An 18115-nucleotide genomic window follows, 5' to 3' on the forward strand; every position below is an offset into this window, starting at 1 on the left:
GGGTGGGGCGCGCCGGGGGGGGTGGGGGGGTTGGGGGTCCGGGCGCCCCCCCCCCCGACCGGGTGGCGCTTCCTGCGGAAGCGCCAGCAGGGGCGCTGCCCCTACGGCTCTTCGAGCCTACCCCGAGGGTATTTGAGGACCAAAGAAGCAGAGGGCCTGGAAAAGAAAAGCGCCCCGGGTCTGGCGGACCGGGGCGCTTTCTTCGGTCTTGGTTCAGAGGCTCAGACGATGGTCGCCTCGGTTGCGGCGCGCAGCTCGTCCTCGGTGACGCCGTCGGCACATTCGACGATCCTGAGGCCGCCTTCGACCACGTCGAGCACGCCGAGGTTGGTGATGATGCGGTTGACCACGCCCTTGCCGGTCAGCGGCAGGGTGCATTCCTTCAGCACCTTCGACTCGCCGTGCTTGTTGGTGTGGTCCATGACCACGACCACGCGGCCAACGCCCGCGACGAGGTCCATCGCGCCGCCCATGCCCTTCACCAGCTTGCCCGGGATCATCCAGTTCGCCAGGTCACCGTTCTCGGCCACTTCCATGGCCCCAAGGATGGCCGCCGCGATCTTGCCGCCGCGGATCATGCCGAAAGACATGGCGCTGTCGAAATAGGAGGTGCGGGAGAGCTCCGTGATCGTCTGCTTGCCCGCGTTGATCAGGTCCGGGTCCTCTTCGCCCTCGAAGGGGAACGGCCCCATGCCGAGCATGCCGTTCTCGGACTGCAAGGTGATGTCCTTGTCACCGACATAGTTGGCCACCAGCGTCGGGATGCCGATGCCGAGGTTCACGTACATGCCGTCTTCGAGTTCCTGGGCGGCCCGCGCCGCCATCTGGTTGCGATCCCATGCCATGTTACGCTTCCTCCCGCTTGCGGACGGTCCGCTGTTCAATCCGCTTTTCGTGTTCGCCCTGAATCAGGCGGTGCACGTAGATGCCCGGCAGATGGATCAGGTCCGGGTCCAGCGAGCCGCGCGGGACGATCTCCTCGACCTCCGCCACGCAGATCTTGCCGCACATGGCGGCGGGCGGGTTGAAGTTGCGGGCGGTCTTGCGGAACACGAGGTTGCCGGTGTCATCGGCCTTCCAGGCCTTCACGATGCTGAGGTCGGCGAAGATACCCTCTTCGAGGATGTAATCCTGACCGTTCCAGCTCTTCACTTCCTTGCCCTCGGCGATCACCGTGCCGACGCCGGTCTTGGTGTAGAAACCGGGGATGCCCGCACCACCGGCGCGCATGCGCTCGGCCAGCGTTCCCTGCGGGTTGAACTCCAGCTCCAGCTCGCCCGAGAGGTACTGGCGCATGAATTCGGCGTTCTCGCCCACGTAGGAGGACATCATCTTCTTGATCTGGCGGGTGTCGAGCAGCTTGCCCAGACCGAACCCGTCGACGCCGGCGTTGTTGGAGGCAACGGTCAGATCCTTGACGCCGCTCTCAACCAGCGCGTCGATCAGCAGTTCCGGAATACCGCAGAGGCCAAAGCCCCCCGACGCGATCAGCATGCCGTCGAAGAGGATCCCGTCGAGGGCCTCCTTCGCCGAGCCGTAAACCTTTTTCATGGGATCACTCCTCTGAGTTCCTGACTTGCGGGGAGTTTTCGCTGCGGAGCAGAGGAGAGTCAATGTCGCCCCAGACCCCTTTGGGCGTTAACATGACCGCCGCCCTCCAAAAAAAGCCGCGCGGATCGGCGCGGCTTTGGTCGAGCGGGTTCGACAGGTTCAGATCATCCGGACCTGCGTGCCAATCTCGGTGATGGCGTAGAGTTCCGCGATCTTCTCGTTGTAGAGACCGATGCAGCCGTCCGATGAGGGACGCCCGATCTTGCGGGTGTCATGGGTGCCGTGGATCAGGTAGGCGGGCCAGTCGAGATACATGGCATGGGTGCCGAGCGGATTGTCGGGGGCGCCGCCCTCGACCGGGTGCCAGTCCGGGAAACGCTCCATCTGGCTGGCCGTCGGGGTCCAGGTCGGGCCGACCTGCTTGCGCACGATCTGGGTGTAGCCGCGGCGGGTCAACTCGTCGGTCTTCGGCACGGAGGTCGGATAGACGCGGTAGTCGCTGCCATCCGCGGACCAGTAGTGCAGCGCCCGGCTGCCGGTGTCACAGACGATGCAGCCGACGCCGAGACTGTCGAAATGGTCGCGCCAGTCCTGGCTCAGGAAGCTGGAGACATTGCGGCGGATGATCGGCTCCGCCGCCTGTGCGCGAGCGATGGCGGGGGTGAAAAGCGCAACGCCCGCGCCTGCGATGAGGCCGCGTCGGGAAAGTGTCGTCTGGCTCATGGTGTGATCCTCTGCTGTCGCCGTGTCGGGCGGACCCAAACACATGCCATCAGCAAACAAAAATCACATACGGTTTACCGGATGTAACGACCGCGCGGAGTGGCGGAAAGGCGCCGTGCGGCGCCCTATTTCTTCGCCTTGGCCGCGGATTTCTTCGGCGCTGCCTTCTTGGCGGGCTTCTTCTTGCCGCCCTTCTTCGCCTTTTCGTTGACGATCTCGATGGCCTGCTCAAGCGTCAGCTTGGCCGGATCAACATCGTCGGGAAGGGTCGCGTTGACCTTCTCCCACTTGGCGTAGGGGCCGTAGCGGCCTTCGAAGATGGCGATCTTGCCGCCGTCCGGGTGCTCGCCCAGCTCGCGCAGGGCCTTCGCCGCGCTGCCGCGCCGTCCGGCGCCGGGGTTCGCCCGCTTCTCCGCCAGCAGTTCCACCGCATGGTTCATGCCGATCTCGAAGACCTCGATGAGTTCCTTGAGATTGACGTAGGTCGGTTTGTCCTCGTCGGGCAACTGGTGGACGATGTAGGGGCCAAATGGGCCGAGGGCCGCCTTGATCTCGCCGCCGTCCGGATGCAGGCCGATCACGCGCGGCAGGGTCAGCAGCGTGACCGCCTTCTCCAGCGTGATGTCCTCCGGACCCCAGCCCGGCAGGAATTTCTTCGCCCGGTCCTTCGGCAGATTGGCCCGCGCTGGCTTTTCCTTCGACGCCGGATGCACCTCGCCGCGCTGCAGGTAGGGACCGAAACGCCCGGTCTTGAGCCAGATTTCGTCGCCGTTGTCGGTGCCGAGCAGCTTCTCTTCCGCCTCGGTGCCCTCGCCGGTAATGGGGCGGGTATAGGTGCACTCAGGGTAATTGCCACAGCCGACGAACCCGCCGGAGCGGGAAGTCTTCAGGTGCAACTGACCCTTGCCGCACTTCGGGCAGATGCGCGGATCGCTGCCATCCTCGCGCGGAGGATAAAGCTGCGGTGCGAGCGCCTCGTCCAGAATATCAAGCACTTCCGCGATGCGCAGGTCCGAGGTCTCGGCGATGGCGGCACTGAAATCGCGCCAGAACTTGGCCAGAAGATCCTTGTAATCCTCCTCGCCGTTCGACACCTGGTCGAGTTCATCCTCCAGCGCGGCGGTGAAGTCGTATTCCACGTAGCGCTTGAAGAAATTGAGCAGGAAGATCGTCACGATCCGGCCCTTGTCCTCGGGGAACAGGCGGTTCTGCTCCTTGCGGACATATTCGCGGTCCTGGATCGTGGTGATCACGCTGGCGTAAGTCGAGGGGCGGCCGATGCCCAGCTCTTCCATCTTCTTGACCAGCGTCGCCTCGGTGTAGCGCGGCGGCGGCTGGGTGAAACTCTGCAGCGCCAGCACCGCGCCGTTCTTCGCCAGCACGGCAGCCCCGTTCCGTTGCATGCCCCGCGTGTCCGTGTCCTCGACGACGGACTCACCCTTCTCGCCGGCCTTGTCGAAAGCCGCCTCCAACGCGCCGCCGTCGAACTTCGCGGGTTCCCCCTGCATGATCTGCGGCAGGCGGCCGTCGTCGCCATCCTCGGTCGGCTCGTCGCGGCCTTCCTCGTAGACCTTCAGGAAGCCGTCGAAGACCACGACCTGCCCGGTGGCCCGCAGGCCGACCTGCTTGTCGTCGCTCTCGATTTCCACGGTAGTCCGCTCCAGACGCGCGCCTTCCATCTGGCAGGCCAGCGTGCGCTTCCAGATCAGGTCGTACAGGCGGCGCTGGTCCTCGTCCTTGAGCTTCAGCTCCGCCGCGTCCTTCGTCATGTCGGTCGGGCGGATGCACTCGTGCGCTTCCTGCGCGTTCTTGGCCTTGTTCTTGTAGATCCGCGGCTCTTTGGGCACGTAATTCGCGCCGAACCGGTCCTTGATCGCATCGCGGCAGGCGGTCACGGCCTCGGGCGCCATGTCGATGCCGTCGGTCCGCATGTAGGTGATGTGACCCGCCTCGTAGAGCCGCTGCGCGGCGTTCATGCACTGGCGGGCACCCATGCCGAACTTGCGGCTGGCCTCCTGCTGGAGCGTCGAGGTCATGAAGGGCGCGGAAGGGTTGCGGCTCGCGGGCTTGGCCTCGACGGAGGCAATCTTCAGCGCCCGCTTCTCGATGGCGCTGACCGCCATCTCCGCGTCCGTGGCATTGGCGAGGTCGAAGCGGTCGAGCTTCTTGCCCGCCAAAGTCACCAGCCGCGCCTCGTAGGACTGGCCGCGCGGCGTCAGCAGCTGCGCCTTCACCTGCCAGTATTCACGGGCGCGGAAGGCCTCGATCTCGGTCTCGCGCTCGACGATAAGCCGCAGGCAGACGGACTGCACCCGTCCCGCCGACCGTGCGCCCGGCAGCTTGCGCCAGAGCACCGGCGAGAGGTTGAAGCCCACGAGATAGTCGAGCGCCCGGCGGGCGAGATAGGCCTCCACCAACGGCGCGTCGATGTCGCGCGGGTTGGCCATGGCCTCGGTCACGGCCTTCTTGGTGATGGCGTTGAAGGTCACGCGGCTGACCTGCGTTGTCTTCTTGATCGAGCGGCGCTTGGTCAGGGCTTCCTTGAGGTGCCAGGAAATCGCCTCCCCTTCGCGATCGGGGTCGGTGGCGAGGATAAGTTCGTCGTCACTCTTCAGCGCCTCCGCGATGGCCGCCACATGCTTCTTCGAGTCGTTTCCGATCTCCCAGGTCATGGCAAAATCGGCCTCGGTGTCGACGGAGCCGTTCTTGGCCGGAAGGTCGCGCACATGCCCGTAGGACGCCAGAACCGTGTAGTCGGATCCCAGATATTTGTTGATTGTCTTGGCTTTGGCAGGCGACTCGACGACAACGACGGGCATGGATTCGATAACCTCTTACATCAAATTCCGGCTCTTGGCGGCCAGCGTATGGCGTTCAGGCATGTGGGGCGCAAGGGGGAAATGTCAATCGGCGGGTCCGGCTGCGGGGCCTTGCAGAGGCTAAGCCTTCGCCTTTCCAGAGCCTTGCCGCGCGGCGATTTGCCCCGCCTCGCGACCCACGACCAGGGAGAGCAGACCACCCGGCTGCCGTTCGATCCGGCCATCGAGTTCAAGGTCCGTCAGCACCGGAGCGAGCGCACCGGAGGGTGCCCCGATGTCCCGGACAAGCTGATCCTCCGCCACCGGCGAAGGGCCGAGCCGGGCGAGGATTTCCGAATGCAGGCGGGCGGTATCCTGCAAGTTGCGCGTCGGTTTTTGCGGAGCGACAGGCACCTGAGGCAAAGGCAGGTCCAGTTGCGGCGGCAGCCCCGGCGCCGCGCGGTCCGGCAGCGCCTCGAGCACGTCTGTTGCGGAGCGCACCAGCCTGGCCCCGTCGCGGATCAGCATGTTGCACCCGGCGGCGCGGGCGTCGAGCGGGTGGCCCGGAACGGCCAGCACGTCGCGTCCCTGGTCCAGCGCGTCGCGGGCGGTGATCAGCGAGCCGGACTTCGCCGCCGCCTCGACCACCACCACCGCCTGCGCCATGCCGGAGATGATGCGGTTGCGCATCGGGAAATGCCGGGCGACCGGCTGCATGCCCATGGGCATCTCGCTGACCCGGGCACCGCCACACGCGACGATCTGCTCCGCCAACTGGGTGTTCTCGGACGGGTAGAGAATGTCGACGCCGCCAGCCAGCACCGCCACCGTGCCGCCGCGCAGCGCGGCCACATGCGCCGCCGTGTCGATGCCCCGGGCAAGGCCCGAGACCACGACGAGACCCGCCTCCGACAACTCCTCCGCCAGTCCCCGCGCCATGCGCAGCCCGAGCGAGGAGGCATTGCGTGCGCCGACGACGGCAACCATCGGACGGGTCAGCACCGTGGGCTCGCCGATCATCCACAGGATCGGCGGCGCATCGGAAATGTCGCGCAGGTCCGGCGGATACAGCGGATCGCCCGCGCAGAGCATCCGCGCCCCACGCTGCTGCGCGGCCTTCATTTCGGAGAGGACAACGGACTCGGGACAGGTCTGGTAATCGGTGACACCCGCCGCGCGGGCCACCTCGGGAAGGGCCTCGAGCGCCGCCGATGCGGTGCCATGTTCAGCCATCAATCGCCAGAAGGTTGCCACGCCAACCCGGCGTGAGCGCAAGAGACGGAGCCAGGACACCCGATCGTCTTCCGTGGTGGGTGGGAGTGGGGGGTGAGTGGAAGAGTGATTGTCTTCGAACATCCCGGCTCCGTCAACTTGCAGGCACAGATTTAGCGCGAGTCCGGTTAACCAAAGGTAAACCGCAACGAGCAATTTGTCGGAAAAAAATCAACGCATTGAAAATGTGCGATATTATCTTGAGTATCGGTTGATCCGGGGGCCAGCAGGCCCGGAGGATGCCCTGTCAGGCCAGGCTGGCGCGGGCCAGCACCGCACGGCGCAGCAGCCACGCCTGCAGCATGCCGCCGACGATGGCGAAGGGCAGGATGATCGGCAGGTGCAACACCTGAGCCCAGAACGCCCCGATCAGGGCCGATGCGACCAGCGCGACGAGCCATCCCCCCTGCCCGCCCCGCAGCATCCGGTGCAGCACCACCGCCAACGGCAGGTGGCCCAGCCAGCTGATGGCGAAGGAATAGAGCACGATGACCCCGACGGATTCGATCGCCGCCCCCACAGAGGGCAGCGACGCCTTCGTCGCGGCCCCGACCAGCCAGAGCATCCCGCCGAAAACCGGCATGGCCACCATGGCCAGCAGCACGGAGACCACATGTTGCCCAAGGCGCGGCGCGGTCAGGTAGCGCGTCCTGACCGGCCGCCAGCCGGTGTCAGACACCCGAGCCCCCCACCGTCAGCCCGCCGATCATCACGGTCGGCTGGCCCACGCCCACCGGGACCCATTGCCCCTGCTTGCCGCAGTTGCCCATGCCCGGATCGAGCGCCATGTCATTCCCGAGCGCCCGGATCTGCTGCAGCGCCGTGGCGCCATCGCCGATCAGCGTGGCACCCTTCACCGGCGCGCCGACCTTGCCGTTCTTCACGCGGTAGGCCTCGGTGCAGCTGAACACGAACTTGCCGTTGGTGATGTCCACCTGCCCGCCGCCGAAGCCCACAGCCCAGATGCCGTCCTTGAGATCGGCGACGATGTCCTGCGGATCGGCGTCGCCGCCCAGCATGTAGGTATTCGTCATGCGCGGCATCGGGATATGCGCGTAGCTCTCACGGCGGCCGTTGCCGGTGGGCTGCACGCCCATCAGGCGGGCGTTCTGGCGGTCCTGCATGTAGCCGACCAGTTTGCCGTCCTCGATCAGCACGTTCTTGCCCGAGGGCGTGCCCTCGTCATCCACGGTGATGGACCCGCGCCGGTCCGGGATGGTGCCATCGTCCAGCACCGTCACGCCTTTGGACGCGATCTGCTGCCCCATCAGCCCGGCGAAAGCCGACGACCCCTTGCGGTTGAAGTCGCCTTCCAGACCGTGCCCGATGGCCTCGTGCAACAGGATACCCGGCCAGCCCGGCCCGAGCACGATGTCCATGACGCCCGCCGGCGCAGCCTCCGCTTCAAGGTTGACCAGCGCGATGCGCAGCGCCTCGCGGGCCTTCGACTGCCAGTCCTGCGGTTGCAACAGCCCGTCCAGCGTGGTGCGCCCGCCGCCCCCGGCGGAGCCGCTCTCGCGGCGGCCGTCCTGCTCGACGATGACGCTCACGTTGACCCGGGTCATCGGACGCACGTCCGTGACGAGACCGCCCTCGGGCCGCAGGATCGCCACCTCCTGCAAACTCGCCGCAATCGAGGCCGTCACCTGCACAACACGCGGGTCGAGATCGCGCAGGAAGGCGTCGATCTCGCGCAGCGTCTCGACCTTCACGGGGAAGGCAGCCCCGGCAATCGGATCGGCATCCGTGTAAAGTGTGCGGTTGGTGCCGGCCGGGGGCGGAGCCATCACGCCGCCGCCATCGCCCACCGCCAGCCGCGCCGTCTCCGACGCCCGCCGCAAGGCGCTTTCGCTGATCTCCGTGGCATGGGCGTACCCGGCGACCTCGCCCTTCACGGCCCGCAGACCGAATCCCTCGGAGGCATCGTAGCTCGCGGTCTTGATTCGACCGTCGTCCAGCACCAGCGCCTCCGACCGCCGCCGCTCCAGGAACAACTCGCCATCCTCCGCCCCGGCAAGCGCCTGACGCAGGATGGACGTGGCCTCGTCAAGGTCCAGGTGGGTCTCGAACGGGCGGAAGGGGGCATCGGTCATGGGGTCCTCGGTTTGATCCAGATCAAAAAAGCGGCGCTTTGCCGCAAGAGTTTGTCTTTAACGGTGGGGCAAAATATGGTTTTAAGCCCGGGATACGCAATGGGATGCGCGGATTCTGAGTCTCTGGCTCGATGCTACCCCCTCTCCCGCCGCCACGAAATACTGACAGACGTACAACCGATCAGGGTGACACATGAAACTCAAATCGATGCTGACCGGCCTCGCCACAGCCTTCATCGCCGCGCCAGCCCTGGCGCAGGATCTTCCCGTTGTGGGTCACCCGGCCGACGCGACCTTCGGCTTCCAGCCGGCCGCCACCGAGCTGGCCCGTGACCTGCACTGGCTCGATGGCCTGCTGCTGTTCATCATCACCGCGATCTGCATCTTCGTCGTTGTCCTTCTGGCGGTTGCCTACATCCGCTTCAACGAGCGTGCCAACAAGACGCCGCGCACCTTCACCCACAACACCCCGATCGAGATCGCCTGGACCCTCGGCCCGATCGTGATCCTCGTGTTCATCGGTGCCTTCTCCCTGCCCGTGCTCTTCAAGCAGCAGGAAATCCCCGAAGGTGACATCGTCATCAAGGCGACCGGCTACCAGTGGTACTGGGGCTATGAATACGTCGGCACCGATCTGGCCTATGACAGCTACATGATCGGCCACCCGGCCACCATGGAAGACCAGGATTACGCCGCCGGGGCGCAGGACTTCGTCCGCTCCGATGCCATGACAGCCCGCCTCGAGCGCGCCGGCTACTCCAAGGACGACTTCCTGCTCGCCACCAACACCGCCGTGGTCATTCCGGTGGGCAAGACCATCGTCATGCAGATCACCGGCGCCGACGTGATCCACTCCTGGACCATCCCGGCCTTCGGCGTAAAGCAGGACGCGGTTCCCGGCCGCCTCGCCGAACTGTGGTTCAAGCCGGAGCGCGAAGGCGTCTATTTCGGCCAGTGCTCGGAGCTCTGCGGCAAGGATCACGCCTACATGCCGATCACCGTCAAGGTCGTCAGCGAAGCCGCCTATGAGGCTTGGCTGGCCCGCTCCGTCGAGGAAGGTGACTACACCGACGTGCGCGAAGTCCTGACGAACTGAGCCTGACCGGCGGCGCCCGCTGCGCCGCCACAGACCACGAGCTGCGCCCGCCCGGGCGCGGCTTCGCCCGACCAGAAGACCCGAGAACCCCCAGGGGAGTGCCATGAGCGACGCAAGCTTTGACAGCCGGCCCATCGAAGGCGAAGCGCAGTTCGGCGATTACTTCGCCCTGCTGAAGCCGCGCGTGATGACGCTGGTGGTCTTTACCGCCTTCGTCGGCCTGCTTGCCGCCCCGGTGCCCGTGCACCCCTTCATCGGCTTTGTCGCGATCCTGTTCATCGCCTTGGGCGGCGGCGCCTCCGGTGCGCTGAACATGTGGTACGATGCCGACATCGACGCGGTGATGAAGCGCACGATGAAGCGCCCGATTCCCGCCGGCAAAGTCACCCGCGAGGAAGCCTTCGCCATCGGCCTGACGCTCTCCGTCTTCGCCTGCGTCTTCCTCGGCCTTGCCACCAATTGGCTGGCCGGCGGCCTTCTGGCCTTCACCATCTTCTTCTACGTCGTGATCTACACGATGTGGCTCAAGCGCCTGACGCCGCAGAACATCGTCATCGGCGGTGCCGCCGGGGCCTTCCCCCCGATGATCGGCTGGGCTGCCGCCACCGGCGACATTTCCACCGCGTCCGTCCTGATGTTCTGCCTGACCTTCCTCTGGACGCCGCCGCATTTCTGGGCCCTCGCGCTGTTTGTCCGCATGGATTACGACAACGCCACCGTGCCGATGCTGACCGTCACCCACGGCCGCCGCGCGACCCGCACCCATATCCTTGTCTACACCATCCTGCTCGCCGCCTTCGCCATGGCGCTCGGCTTCACGCAGGTCGGCGGGCCGGTGTACCTTGCCGTGTCCGTGGTGCTGAACGCACTGTTCCTCAAGGGCGCGTGGGCGATCTGGCGCCGGGACGAGGACGCCGCCGAGGCGGACAACTTCAAGGTCGAGAAAAGCTTCTTCAAGCTCTCCCTGCTCTATCTCTTCGCCCTGTTCGGCGCGATCCTGATCGAGGCCGGCATCGACAAGCTCGGGGTCTTCGCATGAGCCTGAGCAAGCAGCACGAGATCCACAGCCGCCGCTTCAGCCGCAATCTCGGGGTCGGCCTGACCCTTGCGGCACTCGTGGCCATCTTCTTCGGCATGACCGTGGTCAAGGTCACGCGCGGCGATTACCAGATGCAACCGCAAGAGGTGCAGAATGGCAATTGATCCAAAGAACAAGACCGTCCTGCAACTGGTCGGCGTCGTCGCCGTCATGGGCGGCCTCGCCTGGGCCTCGGTGCCCTTCTACAGCTGGTTCTGCGCCGTGACCGGTTTCGGCGGCGTCACCGGCGTGTCCGAACAGGCCAGCGACGTGATCCTCGATAAGACCATCAAGGTCCGCTTCGATGCATCCAAGGAACCCTCGATGCCATGGGAGTTCAAACCCATGCAGCGCGAGATGACCCTGCGCATCGGCGAGGAGGGCATGGCCTTCTACGAGGCCTACAACCCCACCGACCACCCCGTTGCCGGGCAGGCCACCTACAACGTCGCCCCGTTCGACGCGGGCGGCTATTTCAGCAAGATCGAGTGTTTCTGCTTCACCGAGCAGGTGCTCCAGCCCGGCGAACGGGTGGAGATGCCGGTAGTGTTCTTCGTCGATCCTTCGATCGTCGACGATGCCGATGCGAAGTTCATCAAGGCGATCACGCTCAGCTACACCTTCTACGAGATCGACCTGCCCGAAGACGCGCAGGCCGCTCTTGCCTCCGACGACGACGCGCAAGCGTCCGTAAATTAACGCCTAACGAGGACTGACGATGGCGCATGAAAAAAACCACGACTATCACATCCTGAACCCCTCCATCTGGCCCCTCGCCGGGGCGGTGGCCGGGTTCATCATGCTCTTCGGCGCGGTGCGGTATTTCCATGACCACGGTCCCTGGATCCTGCTGATCGGCCTCGTCGGCGTGCTCTACGTCATGTTCGGCTGGTGGTCGGAGACCGTGGCGGAGAACAAGGCGGGCGATCACACCCCCGTCGTGCAGATCGGCCTGCGCTACGGCTTCATCCTGTTCATCATGTCCGAGGTGATGTTCTTCTTCGCGTGGTTCTGGTCTTTCTTCAAGCACGCCATGTACCCGATGGACCCGAACGGCATGTCGCCGGCGATCGACGGCCCCTGGCCGCCGGCGGGGATCGAGACCTTCGATCCGTTCCACCTGCCGCTGATCAACACGCTGATCCTGCTCTGCTCCGGCGCGGCCGCCACCTGGGCGCACCACGCTCTCGTGCACGACAACAACCGCCAGGACATGAAGTGGGGCCTGATCCTCGCGATTGCCCTCGGCGCGCTGTTCACCGTGTTCCAGGTCTACGAGTACAGCCACGCCGCCTTCGGCTTTGCCGGCAATATCTACGGCGCGAACTTCTTCATGGCGACGGGCTTCCACGGCTTCCACGTGCTGGTCGGGACCATCTTCCTCTTCATCTGCCTGATGCGGGTCTACGCGGGTCACTTCACCCCGGAATCACACATCGGCTTCGAGGCGGCGGCCTGGTACTGGCACTTCGTGGACGTGGTCTGGCTGTTCCTCTTCGCCGCCGTCTACATCTGGGGCGGTTGACCCGGCGGCCTCCGGCGCAACACTCCCGTAGGGCGGGGCTTTGCCCCGCACCGCGCATCAGAGGTTGAACCCGGCGGGCGACAATGAAAAAAGCAAAGGCGCAGTCCCGGGACTGCGCCTTTCTTCTTGTGAGACCCGACGTGAAACGCATCCTTCCCCCCCTGCTCTTCGGCCTCATCGGCGCCGCGATCCTCGTCGGCCTCGGCACCTGGCAACTGCAGCGGCTGGAGTGGAAGCGCGGAATCCTCTCCGAGATCGAGAGCCGGATCGGCGGCGCACCGCAGCCCCTACCGGACATGGTCTCGCCCGCCGAGCAGAAATACCAGCCCGTCGCCCTCTCCGGCAGCATCGGCGAGGAGGCCCTCTTCGTGCTTGTCTCCGCCAAGCAGCTTGGCGCAGGCTGGCGCGTCATTTCCCCGTTCACCACCGAGGACGGCCGCACCATTCTGCTGGATCGCGGCTTCACCCCCGTGGACCGCAAGCAAGCCCCCGCGCGGGCCGAGCCCGTTACCGTGCAGGGCAACCTGCACTGGCCCGACGACCGCAATTCCTCGACCCCCGACAATGACGTGGCCAAGAACACCTGGTTCGCCCGCGACATCGGCGCCATGGCGGAGGCGCTCAAGACCGAGCCGCTGCTCGTCATCGCCCGCCAGATCACGCCGCCCGACCCGGGCCTGACCTTGATGCCGGTCGATACCGCCGGTATTCCCAACGACCATCTGCAATACGCCATCACCTGGTATTCCCTCGCCGTGGTGTGGCTCATCATGACCGCCGCGCTGATCCGGCGCCGCAGCAAGGAAGACTGACCGATGCGTTACGTGTCCACCCGTGGCCAAAGCCCTGCCCTGACCTTCGAGGAGGCCATGCTCTCGGGTCTCGCCCGCGACGGCGGTCTTTATGTGCCCGAGACCATCCCGCAGATGAGCGCGGCGGACATCCGCGCCCTGAATGGCCTCAGCTACGAGGAAACCGCCTTCCGCGTCATGCGCCCCTTCGTCGGAGACGGCTTCACCGACGAGGTCTTCGCCGACCTGATCGCGAAGGCCTACGCCGGGTTCGGCCACAACGCCCGTGCGCCCATGGTGCAGCTGGCGCCGAACCATTTCCTCCTGGAGCTGTTCCACGGGCCGACGCTGGCCTTCAAGGACTTCGCAATGCAGCTGATCGGCCAGCTGTTCCAGGAAGCGCTGGAGCGCCGGGGCGAGCGCGTCACCATCGTCGGCGCGACCTCGGGCGACACCGGATCGGCGGCCATCGAGGCCTTCAAGGGGCTGGATAACGTCGATGTCTTCATCCTCTTCCCGCATGGCCGCGTGTCCGAGGTGCAGCGCCGCCAGATGACCACGCCGCCGGAGGCCAACGTGCACGCGCTGGCGCTCGACGGGCATTTCGACGACTGCCAGGCCCGTCTCAAGGATATGTTCAACCACTTCGAGTTCCGCGATTCCGTGCGCCTCGCCGGGGTGAACTCGATCAACTGGGCGCGGGTGTTGGCCCAGGTGGTCTATTACTTCTCCTCCGCCGTCTCCCTCGGCGCTCCGGATCGCCCGGTCAGCTTCACCGTGCCCACCGGCAACTTCGGCGACATCTTCGCGGGCTACATCGCCAAGAAGATGGGTCTGCCCATCGAACGGCTGATCGTGGCGACGAACCAGAACGACATCCTGCACCGCTGCCTGTCGCAGGGCGAGTACAAGACCTCGGAGGTGCACCCCTCCATCAGCCCGAGCATGGACATTCAGGTGAGCAGCAACTTCGAGCGGGCGCTGTTCGACGCCTATGGCCGCGACGGCAAAGCCGTGGCGCAGCTCATGGACGAGCTGAAAACCGGCGGCTTCTCCGTCTCCCAGGGCGCCCTGCAAGCCTTGCGCGAGCACTTCGACTCCGGACGTGTCTCCGAGGAGGAGACCCTTGAGACCATCGCGCAGGCGCACAAGACCATGGGCGAACTCCTCTGCCCCCACTCCGCCATCGGCGTGCGCGTGGGCGAGACGATGCGGGACCCGGCGACGCCGATGATCACCCTCGCCACCGCCCATCCGGCGAAATTCCCCGACGCGGTGGAAAAGGCCAGCGGCCTGCGCCCGCCCCTTCCCTCGCGCATGGCGGACCTGTATGAGCGGGCGGAACGCGTGACCCGAGTCCCGAACGATCTCGCCGCGCTGGAAACCCTCATCACGGAGCGCCTCGCCAAGTGACCGTCCAGACCGCCACCCTGCCCAACGGCTTCCGCATCGTCACCGAATCCATGCCCGGCCTGCAATCGGCCTCCATCGGCATCTGGGTGACCGCCGGGGGGCGGCACGAACGGCCCGAACAGAACGGCATCGCGCATTTCCTCGAACACATGGCCTTCAAGGGCACGAAGACACGCTCGGCCCTGCAGATCGCCGAGGAGATCGAGGACGTGGGCGGCTATATCAACGCCTATACCTCGCGCGAGGTCACGGCCTACTACGCCCGCATCCTCGCGGCGGACACCGGGCTGGCGCTCGACGTGATCGCCGACATCCTGCGTAGTCCGGTCTTCGATCCGCACGAGATCGAAACCGAACGGCATGTCATCCTGCAGGAGATCGGCCAGGCGCATGACACGCCGGACGACGTGGTCTTCGACTGGCTGCAGGAGAAGGCCTACCCCGGGCAGGCCATCGGGCGGACCATCCTGGGCGAACAGGAGCGGGTGCGGGCCTTCGGGCGCGAGGACCTCTCGCGCTTCGTCGAGGAGCACTACGGCCCCGATCAGCTGATCCTGTCCGCAGCGGGAGCTGTCGATCACGACACCATCGTCGCGCAGGCGCAGACCCTCTTCGGCGACCTTGCCCCGCGCGCCCATGGCACCGCCGAGGCCGCCCGCTTCGCCGGGGGCGAGAGCCGCCGGGTCAAGGATCTCGAACAGGCGCATTGGGCGCTGGCCATCGAGGGACCGGGCTACCGCGATCCGTCCTTCTACACCGCGCAGATCTACAGCCTCGCGCTCGGCGGCGGCATGTCGTCCCGCCTGTTCCAGGAAATCCGCGAGAAGCGCGGGCTGTGCTATTCCATCTTCGCCCAGTCCGGCGCCTATGCCGACACCGGCATGACCACGATCTACGCGGGCACCTCCGGCGAGGAGGTCGGCGATCTGGCACGGCTGACCATCGACGAGATGAAACGCGCCGCCTCCGACATGAGCCAGGCCGAGATCGACCGCGCCCGCGCACAGATGAAGGCCGGGCTGCTGATGGGCCTCGAAAGCCCGTCGAGCCGCGCCGAGCGCATGGCCCGCATGATCCAGATCTGGGGCAAGGTGCCGCCGATCGAGGAAACCGTCGCCCGCATCGACGCCGTGACCCTCGCGGATGTGCGCCGCTTTGCCGAAAGCCAGGCCGCCACCGCCCCCGCGGCCATGGCGCTCTATGGCCCGGTGGCGGACGCCCCCGCGCTGGAGGAACTGGAGGCTCGGCGGGTCGCATGATGCTGAGGGTGCGGCGCAAGCTCAAGCTCGAAACCGAGCGCCTGACCCTGCGCCCGCCGGTGCATGCCGATTTCACGCCCTGGTCCAGCCTGCGCCGCGAGAGCCGCGAGTTCCTGACCCCCTGGGAGCCGACCTGGGCCTCCGACCACCTCTCGCGCCGGTCGTTCACCAACCGCGTCTACTGGGCCTCGCGCTCGATCAACGGCGCCAGCGCGATCCCGCTGTTCCTGATCCGGCGCGAGGACGACCAGTTGCTCGGCGCGATCACCCTCGACAACATCCGCCGCGGCCCGGCGCAGGCCGGTACGCTCGGCTACTGGATCGGCGAGCCCTACGCGCGGCACGGCTACATGTCCGAGGCCATCGGCGCGATGGTGCATCACGCCTTCGAGAAGATGGGCCTGAGCCGGATCGAGGCCGCCTGCCTGCCCGAGAACGTGCCCTCGCGCGGTCTGTTGGAACGCTCCGGGTTCAAGTACGAGGGCGTCGCGCAGAGCTACCTGCAGATCAACGGCCGCTGGCGCACGCATGTGCTCTACGCTGCGCTGCGCGGCGACCGGCGGGGCAAGACCACGGTCGGCATCTGACATCGGCACCCTGACACCCCGCCCGGCAATCGTGCCCCTCACGCAGCCGTGAGCGCCCTGCGCCGCTTTCACCTTTGGCAAACGCCACCCCGGACCTATCCTTTCGGAATACCGAAAGGAGACGCCGATGTTTCGCCTTCTTGCCGCCTGTCTGCTGTTTGCCGCCCCTGCCCTCGCGCAAGGCGGCGACCAACGCCGCCCCAGCCATTGCATCGCCATCGCGGACGCCGCGCCCGGCATCGAATACCTGCACAAGGCGTCCTGGACGGAGCCGGTGCCGGAGTATTCCGTCCGCATCCACTACATCGCCCACGCGTCGTTCCTGATCCAGACACCCGGCGGGCTGGATGTTGTCACGGATTTCACCGGCTTCATCGGCAACACCACGCTGATGCCGGACGTGGTGACGATGAACCACGCCCATGACACCCATTGGACCACCGCCCCCGATCCGGCGATTCCGCATGTGCTGCAAGGCTGGGGCGAGACCTTCGGCACCGGCATCGAGCATCATCTCGACCTTGGCGAAATGCTGGTGCGCAACGTGTCCACCGACATTCGCAGCCAGTTCGGCGGGACGGAGGACAAGGGCAATTCGATCTTCGTCTTCGAGGTGGAGGGGCTGTGCATCGGCCATCTCGGCCACCTGCACCACGAGCCGACCGCGCAGCAATACGCGGCCCTCGGGCGCGTCGATGTGCTGATGGTGCCGGTCGATGGCGGCTATACCCTGCCCCTGCCGACGATCATGGCGGTGACGGAGCGGCTGCGGTCCTCCGTCGTGATCCCCATGCACTGGTTCTCGGACGGTGCGCTCGGACGCTTCCTTGCAGGCATGGAAGAGAGCTTCGCCATCGACTACGTTGACGGGCCTTCGCTGGAGGTCTCCCTGCGCGATCTGCCGTCCCGCCCCACGATCAAGGTGCTGCGCCCGCAATGGCTGCGGGACACGGACTAGTTGCTGGCGGTCATGATCTGGAAGGCGCAGCCGTCGGAGACCAGCTCCGGCGGCGTCAGGCACAGCCCCCGCGCCACCTGGAAGGCGGCCAGCACCTTCGGCACGTAATCGCGGGTTTCCGCGTAGGGCGGCACGCCGTTGTTCTTCTCGATGGAGTTTTCCCCGGCGTTGTAGCCCGCCAGAACGAGAATCGGGTCTCCGTTGAATTTTTCCATGAGGAAGTCGAGGAAAGCGATGCCGCCCTTGATGTTCTGCGCCGCATCGAAGCTGTCGGAGACGCCGAAGCGCTGCGCCGTGGCGGGCATCAGCTGCATCAGCCCCTGCGCCCCCGCGCCGCTTTGTGCATCGGCCCGGCCGGCGGATTCGACGGAAATCACCGCCAGCGCCAGCGCCGGGGAGACCCGCGTGCCGATGCTGGCGATCAGGATCTCCTTGCCATAGGCGTTGACGATCTCCTGCAGGCTCTTGAGACGCGGCTGCGCGACCGCATCGCCGCCGGGCGAGCGGGCGAGGCTTTCCAGAGCCGGGGCCAGCCGTCCCGGGCTCGTCGCTGTCAGCTCCGGCGAAACGTGATCCCAGAACCAGGCGTAGCTGCCCACGGGCACCGGCGGCCCGGCGGGCCTTACCGGCGCAACGGCTGACGCGGAAGCGGTCACGGGCTTCTCCGGATCGGGCAGGCGCGGCGCGATGGCCGGCTCGGCCCGGGGTTCGATCTGAACCGTGATGCGTTTCTTGGTTCCGGCGCCGGGCACCGTCACGCGCTTCGCGCTGAATTCCGGAAAGGCCGACTCGGCATGCACCGGCACAGCCAGCGACAGGGCGCAGATCAGCGCCGGGAAGACTCGGGTTCTCATGTGTCCTGCTCGTAAAACTCTGCGGTTTTTTCCCAATATGCCACAAAGGCGCGGAGTAAGCCATGAGTGTGTCCAAGTGGTAAACCGACTGGTGTAATTTCCCTACACTTGTGGATA

18 protein-coding genes are annotated in these 18115 nt (G+C 66.1%); 10 read left to right on the forward strand and 8 right to left on the reverse strand.

Features of this window, described 5'->3' with window-relative positions:
* Window positions 1-221: 221 nt before the first annotated feature.
* The 7 genes from ACP159_RS08335 to tldD form a co-directional block, all read right to left on the reverse strand.
* A complete protein-coding gene (locus ACP159_RS08335; RefSeq protein ID WP_425099211.1) occupies window positions 222-845 on the reverse strand; it encodes a 3-oxoacid CoA-transferase subunit B in 624 nt (207 codons plus the stop codon).
* A gap of 1 nt (window position 846) precedes the next feature.
* Window positions 847-1551 carry a CoA transferase subunit A gene (locus ACP159_RS08340; protein ID WP_425099212.1) on the reverse strand — a complete coding sequence of 235 codons (705 nt, stop codon included), beginning with the start codon at window positions 1549-1551 and terminating at the stop codon, window positions 847-849.
* 159 nt (window positions 1552-1710) lie between these two features.
* Window positions 1711-2274: a L,D-transpeptidase gene (locus ACP159_RS08345; RefSeq protein ID WP_425099213.1), complete on the reverse strand. Its 564-nt coding sequence runs from the start codon at window positions 2272-2274 to the stop codon at window positions 1711-1713.
* A gap of 125 nt (window positions 2275-2399) precedes the next feature.
* Window positions 2400-5093, reverse strand: coding sequence for a type I DNA topoisomerase (gene topA, locus ACP159_RS08350; RefSeq protein ID WP_425099214.1), 2694 nt, complete (start codon window positions 5091-5093; stop codon window positions 2400-2402).
* Between the two features lie 120 nt (window positions 5094-5213).
* A complete protein-coding gene (gene dprA, locus ACP159_RS08355; RefSeq protein WP_425099215.1) occupies window positions 5214-6428 on the reverse strand; it encodes a DNA-processing protein DprA in 1215 nt (404 codons plus the stop codon).
* A gap of 163 nt (window positions 6429-6591) precedes the next feature.
* On the reverse strand, window positions 6592-7023 hold the full coding sequence (locus tag ACP159_RS08360) for a hypothetical protein (RefSeq protein WP_425099216.1): 432 nt from the start codon (window positions 7021-7023) through the stop codon (window positions 6592-6594).
* Window positions 7016-8437, reverse strand: a complete 1422-nt coding sequence (tldD, locus tag ACP159_RS08365; RefSeq protein WP_425099217.1) for a metalloprotease TldD — start codon at window positions 8435-8437, stop codon at window positions 7016-7018. Before tldD ends, ACP159_RS08360 begins: the two co-directional genes overlap by 8 nt.
* A gap of 193 nt (window positions 8438-8630) precedes the next feature.
* Between tldD and coxB the strand changes: the two genes are divergently transcribed.
* The 10 genes from coxB (at window position 8631) to ACP159_RS08415 (ending at window position 17144) form a co-directional block, all read left to right on the forward strand.
* Window positions 8631-9533, forward strand: coding sequence for a cytochrome c oxidase subunit II (gene coxB / locus ACP159_RS08370; RefSeq protein ID WP_425099218.1), 903 nt, complete (start codon window positions 8631-8633; stop codon window positions 9531-9533).
* A gap of 103 nt (window positions 9534-9636) precedes the next feature.
* Window positions 9637-10572 (forward strand): heme o synthase, encoded by a 936-nt coding sequence (gene cyoE, locus ACP159_RS08375; protein ID WP_425099219.1) that lies wholly within the window; start codon window positions 9637-9639, stop codon window positions 10570-10572.
* Complete coding sequence (locus ACP159_RS08380; RefSeq protein ID WP_425099220.1) at window positions 10569-10736, forward strand: hypothetical protein; 168 nt, start codon at window positions 10569-10571, stop codon at window positions 10734-10736. Before cyoE ends, ACP159_RS08380 begins: the two co-directional genes overlap by 4 nt.
* The gene (locus ACP159_RS08385) at window positions 10726-11310 is read left to right on the forward strand and encodes a cytochrome c oxidase assembly protein (protein WP_425099221.1); all 585 of its coding nucleotides are present in this window, start codon (window positions 10726-10728) and stop codon (window positions 11308-11310) included. The genes ACP159_RS08380 and ACP159_RS08385 overlap by 11 nt, the downstream gene beginning before the upstream one ends.
* 19 nt (window positions 11311-11329) lie before the next feature.
* Window positions 11330-12136, forward strand: a complete 807-nt coding sequence (locus tag ACP159_RS08390; protein WP_425099222.1) for a cytochrome c oxidase subunit 3 — start codon at window positions 11330-11332, stop codon at window positions 12134-12136.
* A gap of 140 nt (window positions 12137-12276) precedes the next feature.
* Entirely contained in the window at window positions 12277-12948 is a 672-nt protein-coding gene (locus ACP159_RS08395; protein WP_425099223.1) for an SURF1 family protein, read from the forward strand.
* A 3-nt stretch (window positions 12949-12951) separates the two neighbouring features.
* Window positions 12952-14340: a threonine synthase gene (thrC, locus tag ACP159_RS08400; protein ID WP_425099224.1), complete on the forward strand. Its 1389-nt coding sequence runs from the start codon at window positions 12952-12954 to the stop codon at window positions 14338-14340.
* A complete protein-coding gene (locus ACP159_RS08405; protein ID WP_425099225.1) occupies window positions 14337-15599 on the forward strand; it encodes a M16 family metallopeptidase in 1263 nt (420 codons plus the stop codon). Before thrC ends, ACP159_RS08405 begins: the two co-directional genes overlap by 4 nt.
* Window positions 15599-16186 (forward strand): GNAT family N-acetyltransferase, encoded by a 588-nt coding sequence (locus ACP159_RS08410; RefSeq protein WP_425099364.1) that lies wholly within the window; start codon window positions 15599-15601, stop codon window positions 16184-16186. The genes ACP159_RS08405 and ACP159_RS08410 overlap by 1 nt, the downstream gene beginning before the upstream one ends.
* A gap of 127 nt (window positions 16187-16313) precedes the next feature.
* Complete coding sequence (locus ACP159_RS08415) at window positions 16314-17144, forward strand: MBL fold metallo-hydrolase (protein WP_425099226.1); 831 nt, start codon at window positions 16314-16316, stop codon at window positions 17142-17144.
* On the opposite strand, the gene ACP159_RS08420 is transcribed toward ACP159_RS08415, so the two are convergent.
* Window positions 17141-17998 (reverse strand): lytic transglycosylase domain-containing protein, encoded by an 858-nt coding sequence (locus ACP159_RS08420; protein WP_425099227.1) that lies wholly within the window; start codon window positions 17996-17998, stop codon window positions 17141-17143. The two genes, ACP159_RS08415 and ACP159_RS08420, sit on opposite strands and share 4 nt — an antisense overlap.
* Window positions 17999-18115: the final 117 nt, after the last annotated feature.

Source organism: Tropicibacter sp. S64, from assembly GCF_049803835.1.
GTDB lineage: Bacteria > Pseudomonadota > Alphaproteobacteria > Rhodobacterales > Rhodobacteraceae > Pacificoceanicola.

Bases quoted from the DNA above. Each gene is read 5' to 3' on its own strand.
- ACP159_RS08335 (WP_425099211.1), bottom strand. From the start codon at position 845: ATGGCATGGGATCGCAACCAGATGGCGGCGCGGGCCGCCCAGGAACTC.
- ACP159_RS08340 (WP_425099212.1), bottom strand. From the start codon at position 1,551: ATGAAAAAGGTTTACGGCTCGGCGAAGGAGGCCCTCGACGGGATCCTC.
- ACP159_RS08345 (WP_425099213.1), bottom strand. From the start codon at position 2,274: ATGAGCCAGACGACACTTTCCCGACGCGGCCTCATCGCAGGCGCGGGC.
- topA (WP_425099214.1), bottom strand. From the start codon at position 5,093: ATGCCCGTCGTTGTCGTCGAGTCGCCTGCCAAAGCCAAGACAATCAAC.
- dprA (WP_425099215.1), bottom strand. From the start codon at position 6,428: ATGTTCGAAGACAATCACTCTTCCACTCACCCCCCACTCCCACCCACC.
- tldD (WP_425099217.1), bottom strand. From the start codon at position 8,437: ATGACCGATGCCCCCTTCCGCCCGTTCGAGACCCACCTGGACCTTGAC.
- coxB (WP_425099218.1), top strand. From the start codon at position 8,631: ATGAAACTCAAATCGATGCTGACCGGCCTCGCCACAGCCTTCATCGCC.
- cyoE (WP_425099219.1), top strand. From the start codon at position 9,637: ATGAGCGACGCAAGCTTTGACAGCCGGCCCATCGAAGGCGAAGCGCAG.
- ACP159_RS08380 (WP_425099220.1), top strand. From the start codon at position 10,569: ATGAGCCTGAGCAAGCAGCACGAGATCCACAGCCGCCGCTTCAGCCGC.
- ACP159_RS08385 (WP_425099221.1), top strand. From the start codon at position 10,726: ATGGCAATTGATCCAAAGAACAAGACCGTCCTGCAACTGGTCGGCGTC.
- ACP159_RS08390 (WP_425099222.1), top strand. From the start codon at position 11,330: ATGGCGCATGAAAAAAACCACGACTATCACATCCTGAACCCCTCCATC.
- thrC (WP_425099224.1), top strand. From the start codon at position 12,952: ATGCGTTACGTGTCCACCCGTGGCCAAAGCCCTGCCCTGACCTTCGAG.
- ACP159_RS08410 (WP_425099364.1), top strand. From the start codon at position 15,599: ATGCTGAGGGTGCGGCGCAAGCTCAAGCTCGAAACCGAGCGCCTGACC.
- ACP159_RS08415 (WP_425099226.1), top strand. From the start codon at position 16,314: ATGTTTCGCCTTCTTGCCGCCTGTCTGCTGTTTGCCGCCCCTGCCCTC.
- ACP159_RS08420 (WP_425099227.1), bottom strand. From the start codon at position 17,998: ATGAGAACCCGAGTCTTCCCGGCGCTGATCTGCGCCCTGTCGCTGGCT.